This window comes from Caballeronia sp. NCF2, from assembly GCF_023631205.1.
GTDB classification, from domain to species: domain Bacteria; phylum Pseudomonadota; class Gammaproteobacteria; order Burkholderiales; family Burkholderiaceae; genus Caballeronia; species Caballeronia zhejiangensis.
Map to the genome: position 1 here is coordinate 45936 of NZ_JALQDN010000018.1, position 16604 is coordinate 62539.

At 65.2% G+C, this 16604-nt stretch carries 10 protein-coding genes and 1 other RNA gene; 7 read left to right on the forward strand and 4 right to left on the reverse strand.

The annotated features are described in order from the left end of the window. Nucleotides 1–10: 10 nt before the first annotated feature. The 4 genes from recR to ffs form a co-directional block, all read right to left on the reverse strand. Nucleotides 11–607 carry a recombination mediator RecR gene (recR, locus tag NCS02_RS08325; protein WP_008349337.1) on the reverse strand — a complete coding sequence of 199 codons (597 nt, stop codon included), beginning with the start codon at nucleotides 605–607 and terminating at the stop codon, nucleotides 11–13. Nucleotides 608–658: 51 nt separating this feature from the next. Then, the gene (locus tag NCS02_RS08330) at nucleotides 659–985 is read right to left on the reverse strand and encodes a YbaB/EbfC family nucleoid-associated protein (protein ID WP_008349334.1); all 327 of its coding nucleotides are present in this window, start codon (nucleotides 983–985) and stop codon (nucleotides 659–661) included. A gap of 105 nt (nucleotides 986–1090) precedes the next feature. Further along, nucleotides 1091–3316: a DNA polymerase III subunit gamma/tau gene (locus tag NCS02_RS08335; RefSeq protein ID WP_250519553.1), complete on the reverse strand. Its 2226-nt coding sequence runs from the start codon at nucleotides 3314–3316 to the stop codon at nucleotides 1091–1093. A 143-nt stretch (nucleotides 3317–3459) separates the two neighbouring features. Beyond that, nucleotides 3460–3558, reverse strand: an RNA gene (ffs, locus tag NCS02_RS08340) — signal recognition particle sRNA small type. Between the two features lie 332 nt (nucleotides 3559–3890). Here ffs and trxA point away from each other — a divergent pair. From trxA to NCS02_RS08375, 7 genes are all read left to right on the forward strand, one after another. Continuing rightward, complete coding sequence (gene trxA, locus NCS02_RS08345) at nucleotides 3891–4217, forward strand: thioredoxin TrxA (protein ID WP_008349330.1); 327 nt, start codon at nucleotides 3891–3893, stop codon at nucleotides 4215–4217. Nucleotides 4218–4475: 258 nt separating this feature from the next. Next, nucleotides 4476–5741: a transcription termination factor Rho gene (gene rho / locus NCS02_RS08350; protein WP_008349328.1), complete on the forward strand. Its 1266-nt coding sequence runs from the start codon at nucleotides 4476–4478 to the stop codon at nucleotides 5739–5741. A gap of 111 nt (nucleotides 5742–5852) precedes the next feature. Then, the gene (locus NCS02_RS08355) at nucleotides 5853–6689 is read left to right on the forward strand and encodes a M90 family metallopeptidase (protein ID WP_250457748.1); all 837 of its coding nucleotides are present in this window, start codon (nucleotides 5853–5855) and stop codon (nucleotides 6687–6689) included. A gap of 141 nt (nucleotides 6690–6830) precedes the next feature. After that, nucleotides 6831–7085, forward strand: a complete 255-nt coding sequence (locus NCS02_RS08360) for a type B 50S ribosomal protein L31 (RefSeq protein WP_008349325.1) — start codon at nucleotides 6831–6833, stop codon at nucleotides 7083–7085. Between the two features lie 234 nt (nucleotides 7086–7319). Continuing rightward, nucleotides 7320–9083: an ArnT family glycosyltransferase gene (locus NCS02_RS08365; protein ID WP_008349322.1), complete on the forward strand. Its 1764-nt coding sequence runs from the start codon at nucleotides 7320–7322 to the stop codon at nucleotides 9081–9083. Between the two features lie 40 nt (nucleotides 9084–9123). Continuing rightward, nucleotides 9124–10485, forward strand: coding sequence for an MATE family efflux transporter (locus tag NCS02_RS08370; protein WP_033536390.1), 1362 nt, complete (start codon nucleotides 9124–9126; stop codon nucleotides 10483–10485). Nucleotides 10486–10580: 95 nt separating this feature from the next. After that, complete coding sequence (locus tag NCS02_RS08375) at nucleotides 10581–16604, forward strand: Ig-like domain-containing alpha-2-macroglobulin family protein (protein WP_250519554.1); 6024 nt, start codon at nucleotides 10581–10583, stop codon at nucleotides 16602–16604.

The window sequence follows — 16604 nt, forward strand, 5'->3', positions numbered from 1 at the left end:
TGGAGTCCTTTCATACGGAACGGCGATCGAGCATCGCGCGCGCGATCGTGCCGGCATCGACATATTCGAGCTCGCCGCCGACCGGCACGCCGCGCGCGAGCCGCGTCACCTTGAGCCCTTTGCTCTTGAGCGTTTGCGCGAGATAGTGCGCGGTCGCTTCGCCTTCGTTGGTGAAGTTGGTGGCGAGCACCACTTCCCGCACAACGCCGTCGAGCGCGCGACTGATGAGCCGCTCGAAGTGAATCTCCTTCGGACCGATGCCGTCGAGCGGGCTGAGCCGTCCCATCAGTACGAAATAGAGCCCGCGATACGTGAGCGTCTGTTCGAGCATGATCTGGTCGGCAGGCGTCTCGACGACGCACAGCAAAGCCGGATCGCGCTCTTCGTCGCTGCAGACTTCGCAGATATCGCTTTCCGTGAACGTGTTGCACTTCTCGCAGTGCTTCAGATTCTCGGTGGCGAACAGCAGCGAATTGCCGAGCTTTTCGGCGCCTTTGCGATCGTGCTGCATCAGGTGATACGCCATGCGCTGCGCCGACTTCGGTCCGACGCCGGGCAGCGCGCGCAGCGCTTCGACGAGCGCCGACAGGGCGGAAGGTTGTTTCATGTGTCCTTCATTTGACATCGAAGCGCGCCGAATCCGCTCCGGCGCGCGCGATCAGAACGGCAGCTTGAAACCCGGCGGCATCGGCATGCCGGCGGTCATGCCGCTCATCTTCTCTTGCGTGGTGGCTTCCGCCTTGCGCACGGCGTCGTTGAACGCAGCGGCGACGAGGTCTTCCAGCATGTCCTTGTCGTCGGCGAGCAGGCTCGGGTCGATCTGCACGCGGCGAACGTCGTTCTTGCAGGTCATCGTCACCTTCACGAGACCGGCGCCCGACTGGCCCTCGACCTCGATCTGCGCGAGCTGATCCTGCATCTTCTTCATGTTTTCCTGCATCTGCTGAGCCTGTTTCATCAGCCCGGCGAGTTGGTTCTTCATCATGGTTCGGCTCCTTACTGGAAAACGTGTGGCAAAAGCACGCGCGATGCGCGCGCCCGATATTCGGTGCGGCGGCGCGAAGTCGAAAACCGCGCCGCGCGCTTCAGTTCACGATGGATTCGCGCCCGATGCGGCAATCGGCTTGATCGAACCCTGCACGATGCTCGCGCCGAAATCGCGGATCAGCGATTGCACGAACGGATCCTGCTTGATCTCCTGCTCGGCTTCCTGCTGACGGCGGGCGCGTTCGGCGGCGTCGAGCGCGGCGGCGGTGCGCCGCGCGGGCGCGACGTTCACGCTGACCTCGATCGCGCGGCCGAGCTTTTCGGCGAGCGCGGCCTTGAGCTTGCCGACATGCGTGGCGTCGGTGTACATCTGGACCGGAACCGCAAGCGTCACGGAATTCGCATCGCAGGCGGTGAGCTCGCTGTTGAACGCAAGCTGATACGCAACGCCCTTCAGCGGAAGATCGACGGCGAGCGCCGCCCATTCGATCGACACGCCGAGCGCATCGAGCGGCACGGCGGGCGGCAACGGCGCCGTGTCGATGACGGGCGCCGGTTTCGCGGCGGGCTCGGCGTTGAAGCGCATGTCGTCCGGGCCGCTGTCGAAGGCTGGCACGAAGCCGTCGTCGGGCGGCATGAAATAAGCGTCTTCGGATCCGGCCGGCGCGTAGTCGTCGGGCGGCATCTCTTCCCACGGCGGCACGACGTTCGACTTGCTCGCGTTGCCGGCCGCGGGCTTCGGCTCGGGCGCGGCGGATGCGGCAGCCCGAGCGCGGCGCGGCGTCGGCACCGGAACTTGCGCGGCCGGTTTCGCGACGGGCTTGGGCGCAGCGGGAGCCGCCGTCTGCGCAGACGCGCCACGCGCGCCCCGATCGGACGACAGGCGCATGCCCGCGCTGCGCAAGACTTCAAGCGCCGCGCTCGCGCCGCTTACCGCGCGCGATGTCGCGGCTTCGTCGGACGTGCTCGGCGCGGCAGGCGCGGCTTCATCGACGGCCTGTCGCGCGGCGCTCGGCATCGGCGCGGCTTTTACCGGCACGGGCTCGCTCTTTTCGACGACGGGTTCTTCGACCGCCTTCACGACCACCGTCTCGACGGCGGGCGCCGGCGCTTTAGCAACCGACGCCGACGCCGACGCAGGCGCAGGCGCGACGGCGCGCTCGGCCATCGCACCCACGAGCGCGGCGCTGCGCGCGGGCTTCGCGCCCGAAGGCGCACCCACGGCGACGCCGCCGCCCGATCCGCCCGCCGGCTCGAACGCGAGCATGCGCAGGAGCGTCATCGTGAAGCCGGCGTACTCGTCCGGCGCGAGACCGAGCTCGCTGCGCCCGACCGTGGCGATCTGATAGAAAAGCTGAACCTGCTCGGCCGACAGCATCTCGGCGAAGCGGCGGATGTCCGCGGCTTCAGGCCATTCGTCCAGCACCGACGTCGGTGCGAACTGCGCCCACCCGATCCGATGCAGAAGACTCGCCAGATCCTGCAGCGCCGTCGAGAACGACAGGCTGCGCAGCGCCATTTCGTCGGCGATCGCGAGCACGCCGGGGCCGTCGCCGCCGGCGAGCGCGTCGATGAGACGGATCAGGTAGCTTTGATCGAGCGCGCCGAGCATGCCGCGCACGGCATCCTCGTTGACTTCGTTCGCCGAATACGCGATGGCCTGATCGGTCAGCGAAAGCGCGTCGCGCATGGAGCCGTCCGCCGCGCGCGACAAGAGACGCAGTGCCTGCGGCTCGAACGGGATGTTCTCCTGCTGAAGAATGTTCTCCAGATGCGAGACGATGTGCCCCGCCGGCATCTGCTTCAGATTGAACTGGAGGCAACGCGAGAGCACGGTGACCGGAATCTTCTGCGGATCGGTCGTCGCGAGAATGAACTTCACGTGCGGCGGCGGCTCTTCCAGCGTCTTCAGCATTGCGTTGAAGGCGTGGTTCGTGAGCATGTGCACTTCGTCGATCATGTAGACCTTGAAGCGGGCATCGACGGGTGCGTACACGGCGCGCTCCAGCAGCGCCGCCATTTCGTCGACGCCGCGATTGCTCGCCGCATCCATCTCGACGTAATCGACGAAGCGGCCTTCATCGATTTCCCGGCACGCACGGCACACGCCGCACGGCTTCGAGGTCACGCCGGTTTCACAATTGAGCGCCTTCGCGAAGATGCGCGAGAGCGTCGTCTTGCCGACGCCGCGCGTGCCCGTGAAAAGATACGCGTGATGCAGGCGGCCGCCGTCGAGCGCGTGCGTGAGCGCACGGACGACGTGCTCCTGGCCGACGAGCGACTCGAATGATTTCGGCCGCCATTTGCGTGCGAGAACTTGATAGGTCATGCGCGAAATTGTATCAGCAACGACCTTGCGCAAACGCCGCTCCAGCGGGGTGATCGGGCGCACGAACGCGCCACGCGCCATGGCGTGCGGAACACGAATAAGCCAGGAAAACCAGCAGGGAGACCTACGGAAGAAAAGCGGAAGGTGACGAGCCCGACCCTCGGCACTGGTGGAAAGCGGCTGTGGCTGCTTCGTTCCCGACCTGACCAGGTTGACCGCGCCACCATGCGAGGAGGCCCGTCACGTTGAATTGTACCACGGGGTCGGGCGCAGCCGGAAGGCGTCGGCGAAACCCACGCCCTTCCGAGCCCCTCTTGTGCTTCGTATTTTCGGCCTCAGATGCGCCCTATCAGCATCCGGCAACGGATAGCGAATTAGGCTAAGATGACACGTGAATTACTTGGAAGTGGTGCCTTTCGCCCTTCCGCGGATCATTCGCCGCCGTTCGCGGTTCATTCTGGCGCACGGCGCGCGGGCCGAAGTCCGGCCCGTTGGTGACGAAAATTTTTTCGGTTTTGGTGTATCGTGGCGAGCATTCAAACGCGGGCCTCGATTCAATAGAGGTATTCAGACAATGAGCGAATCAATCAAGCACATCAGCGACGCTTCTTTCGAACAGGATGTCGTCAAGTCGGATAAACCTGTCCTGCTCGATTTCTGGGCTGAGTGGTGCGGTCCGTGCAAGATGATTGCCCCGATCCTCGACGAAGTCGCGAAGGATTACGGCGATCGCCTGCAGATCGCGAAGATCAACGTGGACGAACATCAGTCGACGCCCGTGAAGTTCGGCGTGCGCGGCATTCCCACGCTGATTCTCTTCAAGAACGGCGCAGTGGCCGCGCAGAAAGTCGGCGCATTGTCCAAGTCGCAACTGACCGCGTTCCTCGACAGCAACCTGTAACGGCATCACCGGCGAGCGGCGGCATCTCCCGTCGCTCGCGTCTGCATCGACGACACGCCAGGGCGTGGTGCCGATGCAGCCGATGTTGTCACGCGACAACATCGGCCGACAAGCCCCGCCCAAAGCCCACCCGAGGCCGCTGTGGCGTGTGCTATGCTAGAATCACAAGAGTTCAAGAAGTATTAAGTCTCGAGCGGTTCCGCTCACCTCTTCTCCCAAATCTTTCTGTCGCACCTCTCTCCCCGGCGGGAAATCCGTATGCATTTATCCGAGCTCAAGTCTCAGCACGTCTCCGCACTGATCGAGATGGCCAACGGCCTCGAAATCGAAAATGCGAACCGCCTGCGCAAGCAGGAATTGATGTTCGCGATTCTTAAAAAGCGCGCCAAGGGCGGCGACACGATTTTCGGCGACGGCACGCTCGAAGTGCTGCCCGACGGCTTCGGCTTTCTGCGCTCGCCCGAGACGTCGTATCTCGCGAGCACGGACGACATCTATATCAGCCCGTCGCAAATCCGCCGCTTCAATCTGCACACCGGCGACACGATCGAAGGCGAAGTCCGCACGCCGAAGGACGGCGAGCGCTATTTCGCGCTCGTGAAGGTGGACAAAGTCAACGGGCAGCCGCCCGAGGCCTCGAAACACAAGATCATGTTCGAGAACCTCACGCCGCTGCATCCGAACAAGCCGCTGCCGCTCGAACGCGAAATGCGCGGCGAGGAAAACGTCACGGGCCGGATCATCGACATGATCTCGCCGATCGGCAAGGGCCAGCGCGGCCTGCTCGTCGCATCGCCGAAGTCGGGTAAAACCGTGATGCTGCAGCACATCGCGCATGCGGTGAAGGCGAATCATCCGGACGTCATCCTGTTCGTGCTGCTCATCGACGAACGCCCGGAAGAAGTCACTGAAATGCAGCGCTCGGTGCGCGGCGAAGTCATCGCATCGACATTCGACGAACCGGCCGCGCGTCACGTTCAAGTGGCCGAAATGGTCATCGAGAAGGCGAAGCGTCTCGTCGAAATGAAGCATGACGTCGTGATTCTGCTCGACTCGATCACGCGTCTCGCGCGCGCCTACAACACGGTCGTGCCGGCATCGGGCAAGGTGCTGACGGGCGGTGTCGACGCCAACGCGCTGCAGCGTCCGAAGCGCTTCTTCGGCGCCGCGCGCAACATCGAGGAAGGCGGCTCGCTCACGATCATCGGCACGGCGCTCATCGAAACGGGCAGCCGCATGGACGACGTGATCTACGAAGAGTTCAAGGGCACCGGCAACATGGAAGTGCACCTCGAGCGCCGTCTCGCGGAAAAGCGCGTCTATCCGTCGATCAATCTGAACAAGTCGGGCACGCGTCGCGAGGAATTGCTCATCAAGCCCGATCTGCTGCAGAAGGTTTGGGTGCTGCGCAAGTTCATTCACGACATGGACGAAGTCGAAGCGATGGAATTCCTGCTCGACAAGATCCGTCAGACGAAGAACAACGCCGAGTTCTTCGACATGATGCGCCGCGGCGGAGGCTGATCCCCGTCCCGCTTCGCTGCTTCGGAACAGAAAACCGCCTGCATCGTCAGGCGGTTTTTTATTGGGGCCGTGCGTACAATCCGCAACTAGTCCAGTCTTCCGATTCAACGCATGGCCAACCTCTTCTCCCGCTGGTTCGGCGCGCAACGCCGCGAGCGCGCGCTGCGCAAATACGCGATCGACGACGCGCTCTGGCAACGCACGCTCGACACGTATCCGTGCTTCGGCCATCTGGACGCCAGCGACCTCGCGCGTCTGCGCGAAACCGCGAGCCTTTTCATCGCGCAGAAGGAATTCTCGACGGCGCACGATCTCGAACTGACGGATCAGATGATCGTATCGATCGCCGCGCAGGCCTGTCTGCCGGTGCTCAATCTCGATCTCGATTTGTATCGCGGCTGGGTCGGTGTGATCGTGTATCCGGGCGAGTTCATCATCCGCAAAACCGTGGAGGACGAAGACGGCGTCGTGCACGAAGTCGAGCACGATGCGAGCGGCGAAGCGTGGGAAGGCGGCCCGGTCGTCCTGTCGTGGGAAGACGCGCAGATGGCCGACGGATCGGACGCCTACAACGTCGTCATCCACGAATTCGCGCACAAGATCGACATGGTGACGGGCGAGGCCGACGGTCATCCGCCGCTTTACCGGCGCTGGCACGCGCCGCTCGATTCGACCGCGTGGTCCGACATTTTCGACAACGCCTATGACCAGTTCTGCGCACGCGTCGATGCCGTGCCGGAGCGCCGCTGGGCGCGGTTCGAACGCGACTCGCTGATCGATCCTTACGCGACCGATCATCCGTCGGAATTCTTCGCGGTGTGCAGCGAGGCGCTTTTCGTGACGCCGAAGCTGTTCGAAGCCGAATATCCCGAGCTTTACCGGCTGCTCGCGCGCTATTACCGGCAAGACCCGGCGGGCGTTGGGGCGCTCGTCGCGCCGGCTGCATGAGTTGCGCCGCGGCCTCCGAAAAAGATGTCAACCGACTGATTTTCTGGCATAATCGCTGTTTTTCGACCCTAGGCAAGTGACTCGCGCGGCACTAAAAAACGAGTGCAACGGGTTGGCTACCGCCAGATACCAGGAAAGACCATGAAAGAAGGCATTCACCCGGATTACCGCGAAGTCCTGTTCGTCGACATGTCGAACGACTTCAAGTTCGTGACCCGCTCGACCATCCAGACGCGCGAAACCGCCGAATTCAACGGCAAGACCTACCCGCTCGCGAAAATCGAAGTGTCGTCGGAATCGCACCCGTTCTACACCGGTCAGCAAAAGATCATGGACACGGCGGGCCGCGTCGAGAAGTTCAACAACAAGTTCGCGCGCTTCTCCACCAAGAAGTAAGTCGGGCTTCGGCTTCAGCGAAAAGGGCAGCTTCGGCTGCCCTTTTTTGTCGCCGGCAGCTTGGCGCATGCCACCGCACCGCCCTTGCTGCATCCGGCATGCATTGTTGCGCGGGTTACGGCGAGCTTCGATGAACCGCCCTTTACGCCGCCGCGCGACTACAATGCCGGTTGCTTTGGCCCCGTCGCGCATCCAGCGCGAATCAGCGGGCCGCTCTCCATCAAGCCTTCACGCATGCGATCTGTCGTTCGTCTGACCGCCTCCGCCACCAGCGCCCTGCCGCGCTGGCTTCTGCTCGCCATCTGCATCACCTATGCGTCGTTCGGGCTGTTCGGCCGCGATCCGTGGAAGAACGAAGATGCGGGCGGCTTCGGCGTCATGTGGACGATGGCCAATGGCGACGCGCGCGACTGGCTGCTGCCGAACCTGGTCGGCAAGGCGCCGACCGCCGACGGCCCGCTGATGTACTGGCTCGGCGCATCGGCGATTCGGCTTTTGAGTCCGTGGGTCGATGCGAGCAACGCATCGCGCGTGGTCACCGGCCTGCTCTTCTGTCTCGCCTGCGCGTTCGTCTGGTATTCGGCCTATCTGCTCGGACGGCGCGACGAGGCCCAGCCCTTCAAATACGCGTTCGGCGGCGAACCGGAGCCGCGCGACTACGGCCGCACGCTCGCCGATGGCGCACTGCTGATTCTGCTCGCGTGCTTCGGACTCGCCGAGCGCGGCCACGAGACCACGCCGCAGCTTGCGCAGTTCGCCGGCACCGCGATGCTCCTCTACGGCCTCGTGCGCAGCCTCGACAAGCCGATCCACGGCGGTCTCGTGTGGGGCGCGGCGCTTGGCGTAGTCGGCCTGTCGAGCTCGCCGGTGCTCGTCTTCGCGCTGTTGCTCTGCACGCTCGCGATGACGATCGTCGTCAAACAAATCCGCTCCGCGCCGCTCCTGATCTTCGGGCTGCCGGTCGCGATCCTGCTGATCGGCGCATGGGTGCTGCCGACACTGCATTACTTCCCGGATGACGGCGAATGGTGGCTGCGCCAATGGTGGCGCAACAGCTTCTCGTTCTTCTCCGGCACGCCCGGTTCGATATTCGGCTACGCGATCAAGAACCTGCCGCTCTTCACGTGGCCCGCGTGGCCGCTCGCGGTGTGGGCGTTCGTCAGTTGGGGCGGACTGCGCCGCTCGCCGCACGTCGGCGTGCCGCTGTCGATCATCGGGCCGCTGCTCGTGCTGGTCGTGCTGCAGGCGCACGAGACCAACCGGCTCTTCATGCTGCTTCTGCCGCCGCTTTCGGTGCTCGCGACGTTCGCGCTGCCTACCCTCAAGCGCGGCGCGATCAACGCGATCGACTGGTTCGCGATGCTGAGTTTCACGATCATCGGCTCGCTGGTGTGGCTCGTGTGGACCGCCGGCATGTTCGGCTTCCCCTCGGCGATGGCCCGCAATCTCGCGCGTCTCGCTCCGGGTTTCCATCCCGAGTTCAAGCTGATTTCCTTTGTGTGCGCGGTGGCCGTGACCGTCTGCTGGTTCCTGCTCGCGCGCTGGCGGCTCGCCCGTCATCCGAAGGTGCTGTGGCGCAGCGTCGTGCTGTCGAGTGCGGGCACCACGCTCATGTGGGTCCTGCTCATGACGCTGTGGCTGCCGGTCGTGAACTACAGCCGGACGTATCGCGACGTGGCCGAGCAAATTGCCGATCATCTGCCGCCCGACTACACCTGCATCTCGCCCGTACGCCTCGGCGACGCGCAGATCGCCACCTTCGCGTATTTCGGCGGCATGCATTTCGCGTTCGATGAGGATTGCGATGTGATCCTGCGCCAGGATCCGGCCGATTACGGCGAGCCGTCGTCGATGTCGGCGTTCCAGTGGAAGCTCGTCTGGGAAGGCCGGCGCGTCGCCGACCGCGACGAGCGGTTCCGTCTCTACGTGCGCATCGAGCGTCCCGTGCCGCCGGCGAAGAAACCGCTGCGCCCGAAGAGCCTGCGCCGCGCGCAGTAATACGATGCGCGCGATACCGACTTCCGCGAGTACGACCGGCATGCTGAGCGATGTGCGCAAGATCGCCGCGCTCGCCTGGCCGGTGCTGATCGGCCAGCTCGCGGTGATCGCGTTCGGCGTGATCGACACCGCGATGGTCGGCCGCTTCTCCGCCACCGATCTCGCCGCGCTCGGTCTCGGCGGTTCCGTCTATATCTCGGTGTATATCGGCCTGACGGGCATTCTCGTCGCACTGCAGCCGATCGCCGGCCAGCTCTTCGGCGCGGGCCGCGAAAGCGAAATCGGCGAAGAGACGCGTCAGGCGTTCTGGCTCGCCGCCGCGCTCGCCGTGATCGGCTTCGTGCTGCTGTTCCATCCCGAGCCGCTTCTGTCGCTCGCCAAGACGCCGCCCGCGCTGCACGACCGCACCGTCGACTATCTGCGCATTCTGTCGTTCGGCCTGCCCGCGAGCCTCGCGTTTCGCGTCTACAGCTCGCTCACGAACGCGGTCGGCAAGCCGCGCCTCGTGATGTTCCTGCAGGTCGGCGGCCTGCTGCTCAAGTTTCCACTCAACACGTGGTTCATCTTCGGCGGATTCGGCGTGCCGGCGCTGGGCGGTCCGGGTTGCGCGCTCGCGAGCACGCTCATCAACTGGGTGCTGGCGGCGGTCGGCATGACGGTGCTCCTCAAGGTCGAGTTCTTCCGCCCGTTCGCCATCTTCTCGCACTTCTGCTGGCCGGTCTGGCGGCGTCAGCTCGCGCTTCTGCGGCTCGGCATTCCGATGGGCCTCTCGTATCTGATCGAAGTCACGTCGTACACGTTCATGGCGCTCTTTATCTCGCGCTTCGGCACGACGACGCTCGCCGGTCATCAGATCGCGGGCAATCTCGGCGCGGTGCTGTACATGACGCCGCTCGCGATCGGCATCGCGTCGTCGACGCTCGTGTCGCAGGCGCTCGGCGCGCAACGCTACGACGACGCCCGCTCCATCTCGCGTCACGGCATCGGCATGGCGTGCGTGCTCGCGCTCGTGTACGGCGTGCTCCTGCTGGCGGCGCGTCCGCTCGTGATCGCGGCGTACACACCCGATGCGAACGTGATCGCGGCCGCGATGCCGCTCGTGCTCATCATCTTCTTCTATCACTTCTGCGATGCGCTGCAGATCACCACCGCGTTCATCCTGCGCGCGTACAAGGTGACGCTCGTGCCGACCGTGATCTACGCGATCGCGCTATGGGGCATCGGGCTTGGCGGCGGTTATCTCCTCGGCTTCGATGTCGGCGGCGGCGTGCCCGAATGGCTGCAGGGCGCGCGCGGCTTCTGGATCGCGAATTCGGCGAGCCTCGGCGTCGCGGGCGTCGGCTTGTTCGTGTATTGGCGGCGCGTGAGTTCGCGGCATCTGCCGAACGTGCACGCAGATTGATCTTCCGTTAAAAAGCGTCGCCCGAGCGCAGCCGACGAAAGATCGACGTAAGGCTCCAGTAGAATTTCGCGTCGAGGAAAACTCGGAGCGAGTGGATGAGCCGCATAACAACGTCACAAAAAAAATGGATTCTGGCCGCAACCACGCTGATCGCCGCGTTGGGATCAAGCGCCGCGCTTCATCGGGCCGATGCCGCGCGCATCACGAGCGTGTCGCCGCAAGGCAAGGTCGCGCAAGTGCGGCAGGTCGTCGCCAAGTTCGACGAACCGATGACCGCCTTCGGCAATGCGGCCGCCGCCGCGCCCGGCAAGATCGCCTGTAGCGGCGCGGGCGCATCGGCTACCGCGGGCTCGGGCCGCTGGATCGACGCCAAGACCTGGGCCTTCGACTTCGAGCACGATCTGCCGCCCGGCGTGCGCTGCGCGCTCGATCTCTCGGACACCCTCAAATCCACGGCCGGCAACGCGCTTTCCGGCCCGCGCCACTTCGCGTTCCAGACGGGCGGACCGTTCGTCACACGCATCATGCCGGGCTACGGCGACATCGAAGAAAATCAGGCCTTCGTGCTGCGTCTGAACGGCCCGGCGACGCAGGCGTCCGTGCTGCAGCATGTCTGGTGCGAATCGAGCGCGCTCGGCAATCGCATTCCGGTCCGCGCCGTCGACGACGCCACGCGCGCCGCGCTGCTCAAACACTTCCGCCTGGAGAAAGAGAGCGATCGCGTACTGACGCTCGCGTGCCAGCAAACGTTGCCGTCCGCGACGAAAATGCAGCTCGTGTACGGCACGGGCGTGACGGGACCGAGCGGCATCGCCAATGACGTCGAGAAGCGCTTCAACTTCGACGTGCGCAAGCCCTTCACCGCCGGTTTCTCCTGCGAGCGCGAAAACGCCAACGCACCGTGCACGCCGCTGCGGCCGATGCGCCTCACGTTCTCCGCGCCGATCAGCCGCGCCGATGCGCAGAAGTTCGCACTGCGCGGTCCGAAAGGAAGCGCCGCGCCTCACTTCGATCCTAGCGACAAGGATGCGGAAGTGAGCGGCATCGAGTTCGCCGCGCCGCTGCCCGAGCGCGCCAGTCTCACCATCGAGGCGCCCGCGAATCTGAAAGACGTGAGCGGCCGCACGCTCGCCAACGCCGACCTTTTCCCGCTCAAGACCGCGACCGCCGCGATGCCGCCGCTCGCGAAATTCTCGTCGGGCACGTTCGGCATCATCGAGCGATTCGCGGAACCCGGCATGCCCGCGATGCTGCCGGTCACGCTGCGTCATGTCGAAGCGGACCTGCATGTGCAAGGGCTCCATTCGGGCACGTCGCAGATCACGAAGCTCAAGCTCGACGCCGACACGGACATCCGCGAGTGGATGCGCGCCGTCGACATGTTCGACGGCGTCTCGATGTCGCGCTCGTCCATCGAAAAGCTCATGCCCGCGATGCTGAACAACGGTATCGAGCCGGTCATCATCCCGAACAGCGACGGCTCGGTGTCGAACGATCCGCAAATCGACATTCGTTCGCTGTCGATGCTCGCGAAACAGCGCGGCATCGAAACCCTCGCCTTGCCCGCCGCCGATCCGAAAGCGCTGCGTCCGTTCGAAGTCGTCGGCATTCCGCTGACAAAGCCGGGCTTCTATGTCGTCGAACTGAGTTCGCCGGCGCTCGGCGCATCGCTGCTCGACAAGAATCAGGCGATGTACGTGCGAACGTCGGTGCTCGTCACCAATCTCGGCGTGCATTTCAAAGAGGGACGCGAGAACAGCGTCGTCTGGGTCACGACGCTCGACAAGGGCAAGCCCGTCGCGAACGCCGACGTGCGCGTCACCGACTGCAACGGCGATGAAATCGCCACCGCGAAAACCGATGCGCAAGGCATCGCGAAAATCGGCAAGCCGCTCGCGTCCGTGCGCCGATGCAACGAGCGCAGTCTCGCGTGGGGCGGCTTTTTCGTGTCCGCGCGCGTGAACGATCCCGTGAGCGGTCCGGACATGGCGTTCGTGACATCGGACTGGGATCGCGGCATCGAATCGTGGCGCTTCAACGTGCCGACCGACATGAGCGCGGCGCGCACGACGCGCGCGCATACGGTGTTCGACCGCACGCTGCTGCGCGCGGGCGAAACCGTATCCATGAAGCACCTGCTGCGCGTGCAAACGCTCGGCGGCTTCGCGTTTCCGAAGAGCTATCCAACGCGCGTGACGATCCGGCACGTCGGCAGCGGACAGACGTGGCATTTGCCGCTCAAATGGGCCGCCGATCACAGCGCCGATTCGACCTTCGCCGTGCCCGCCGCCGCGAAGCTCGGCGAATACAGCGTGTCGCTCGACAACGGCACAGCTTCATCCGACGACGATAGCGGCAACGCCAACGACAACGACAACCCGGTGACGCAGTCGTACGGAGCCGGCAGCTTCCGCGTGGAGGAATTCCGCCTGCCGGTGTTCAAAGGCTCGATCACGGCCGGCGAGGCCAAAGCGTCCGGTCTCGTCGCGGCGCAGGAAGCGCCGGTCGCGGTGCGGCTCGAATACGTGCAGGGCGGACCGGCATCGAATCTGCCGGTGCAGGTTTCCGCGCTCGTGCGCGATGCCGCGCCGCCCTTCGCTTCGCAATACGAAGCGTTCACTTTCGCGCCTTACCGCAAGCCGACGGACGACGGCGCGAGCGCGCCGGCCGAAGACGAAGACGAAGACAGCGAGCAGGAAGACCACGCGACGACGAAGCTCGTCGCCGACAAGCTGCGCGTCACGCTCGATCGCGAAGGCGCCGGCAAGGTCACGATCAAGCCGCTGCCGGCGCTCGAATCGCCGAAGCGTCTCACGCTCGAAGCGAGCTTCGCCGATCCGAACGGCGAGATTCAGACGATCAGCGGCGGCACGACGCTGTGGCCCGCCGACGTCGCGGTCGGCGTGAAAGCGGGACATTGGGTATCGGTCGGCGGCGCGCTGCCGGTGCAGGCGATCGCGCTAGATCTGCAGGGCAAGCCGCGCGCGGGCGTGTCGGTGGAGATCAAGGCCGTCGCTCGCGTGATGTCGAGCTCGAGAAAGCGCATGGTCGGCGGCTTCTACGCTTACGACAACCACACGGAAATCAAGGATCTCGGCACGCTGTGCAGCGGCAAGAGCGACGATCACGGCATCGTCTCGTGCGATGCGAAGCTGAAGGATGCCGGCAACGTCGATGTCATCGCGATCGCGAAAGACGGCGACGGCCGCGCGGCCAACGCGAGTACGTCCGTGTGGGTCACGCGCGCGGACGAGCTGTGGTTCGGCGGCGAGAACACCGACCGCATCGACGTGCTGCCGGAAAAGACGAGTTACGAGCCCGGCGAAACCGCGCGCTTCCAGGTCCGCATGCCGTTCCGCTCCGCGACGGCGCTCGTCGCCGTCGAGCGCGAGGGCATCGTCGAGACGCGCGTCGTCGAACTGAACGGCACCGATCCGAGCGTCGAGCTGAAAATCGAAGCGTCGTGGGCGCCGAACGTGTACGTGTCGGTGCTCGCGTTGCGCGGACGCATCCGCGAAGTGCCGTGGTATTCCTTCTTCACTTGGGGATGGAAGGCGCCGGTCGAATGGGCGCGCGCGTTCTGGTACGAAGGCCGTCAGTATCAGGCGCCGACGCCGCTCGTCGATTTGAGCAAGCCCGCGTTCCGGTACGGGCTGGCGTCGATCAAGGTCGGCACGGCGGCGCACAGGCTCGCGGTCAGCGTGAGCCCGGATGCGAAGTCGTACACCGTGCGAGGCAAGGCGCACGTCAAGGTGAAAGTCGCGCTGCCCGATGGCAAGCCCGCGCCCGCGGGCACGCAGATCGCCGTCGCGGCCGTCGATGAAGCCTTGCTCGAACTGATGCCGAATCGAAGCTGGGACGTGCTCGACGCGATGCTCGAACGGCGCGCGTACGGCGTCCAGACGGCGACCGCGCAGATGGAGATCGTCGGGCGGCGGCACTTCGGGCGCAAGGCGGTGCCTGCGGGCGGCGGCGGCGGACACAGCGCGACGCGCGAACTGTTCGACACGCTGCTGCTGTGGAATCCGCGCGTCACGCTCGATGCCAAAGGCGAAGCGACCATCGACGTTCCGCTGAACGACGCGCTCACGCGCTTTCGCATCGTCGCGGTGGCGGCGGTCGGCGCGGGACAGTTCGGCACCGGCAGCGCATCGATTCAGAGCACGCAGGACTTGCAACTGATATCGGGATTGCCGCCGCTCGTGCGTGTCGGCGATTCGTTCCGCGCGCAGTTCACGCTGCGCAACACGACCGCGCGGACGATGCGCGTCGTCATCACGCCGCATGCCGGCGCGCTGGCGCTCGATGCGCGCACGGTCGAGCTTGCGCCGGAATCGTCGCAGGAAGTCGCGTGGGAGGTCACGACGCCCGATGTGCTCGGCGCGAATTCATCCGCAGCGTTGGAATGGAACGTGACCGCGTCCGAACAGGCCGGACCCAGGGCGAGCGATGCCGTCAAACTGACGCAGAAAGTCGTCGCGGCGATTCCCGTCAATGTCCAGCAGGCGACCCTCGCGCAAGTCGACGGCACGCTCACGCTGCCCGTCGCGCCGCCCGCCGATGCAATCAAGTCGAGCGACGGCGCCGTGCGCGGCGGCATCGCGGTGTCGTTGCAATCGAAGCTCGCCGAAGGACTGCCCGGCGTGCGTCGCTGGTTCGAGCGCTATCCGTACAGTTGCCTCGAACAGCAGACTTCGCGCGCGCTCGGCCTGATGGACGCAGCGCTTTGGCAAGGCGTGCTCGCGCGGATGCCGTCGTATCTCGATCGCGACGGCCTCGCGAACTACTTCCCGCCCGCCGACGACGAGCGCCCGACCGGCAGCCCCGCCCTCACGGCCTATCTGCTCGCCGTCACCGATGAAGCCGCGAAACAGGATCGCCGTTTCGCGCTGCCCGACGATTTGCGCAATCAGATGGCGGCGGGCCTCGCGAATTTCGTCGACGGCAAGCTCGAGCGCAAGTTCTGGGCGCCGCGCAACGATCTCGACGATAGGAAGCTCGCCGCGATCGAAGCGCTCTCGCGCTATGGCCTTGCACAGCCGCGCATGCTCGGCTCGATCACGGTCGCGCCGGATCAGTGGCCGACATCCGCGGTGCTGGACTACTACGCAATCCTGTCGCGCGTCGACGGCATTCCGAATCGCGACGAGAAGCGTGCGCAGGCGGAGCAGATCATTCGCGCGCGTCTGACGTATCAGGGCACGCGACTCACGTTCTCGACCGAGCGCGACGACGATCTCTGGTGGCTCATGACCGGCATGGAAACCAACGCCGCGCGCACCGCGCTCATCTTCGCGGATGCGCCCGGCTGGAAGGACGAAATGCCGCGCGTCGTCGCGGGCCTGCTCGCGTTGCAGAAGCACGGCGCGTGGCAAACGACGACCGCCAATCTGTGGGGCGCGCTCGCCGTCGGCCGATTCTCGCAACTCTTCGAGAGCACGCCGGTGACGGGTCACGCGTCGATCCAGCTGGGCGCATCGGCGCAAAGCGTGAATTGGAGCGCCGCTGTCATGTCCACGCCCGCGCCCGCCTCGGCCACGCCCGCGACGAAGAACGCGAACGCGCGCAGCGTGATGCTGCCGTGGAGCAGCGGTTCGCTCACGCTCTCGCAGGACGGCACGGGCAAGCCGTGGGCGACGATCGAAAGTCTCGCGGCTGTCGCGTTGAAGGCGCCGTTCGCGGCGGGCTATCGCATCGCGAAAACCGTCACGCCGATCGATCCCGCCGTGAAAGGCGTGCTGTCGCGCGGCGATATCGTCCGCGTGCATCTCGACATCGACGCGCAAAGCGACATGACGTGGGTCGTCGTCAACGATCCGATTCCCGCGGGCGCGACGATCCTCGGCTCCGGTCTCGGACGCGATTCCGCTGCGGCGACCGAAGGCGAGAAGCGGGATGACGGCGCGTGGCCCGCGTTCGTCGAGCGTGGCTTCGATGGTTATCGCGCGTATTACGACTATCTGCCGAAGGGCAAGCTGAGCGTCGAATACACGATGCGCCTGAACAATCCGGGCACGTTCGGCCTGCCGCCGACGCGCGTCGAAGCGCTCTACGCGCCGTCGGCGTTCGGCGCGCTGCCGAATGCGCCGGTGGTCGTCAAGCCGCTCGCCGCGAAGTGA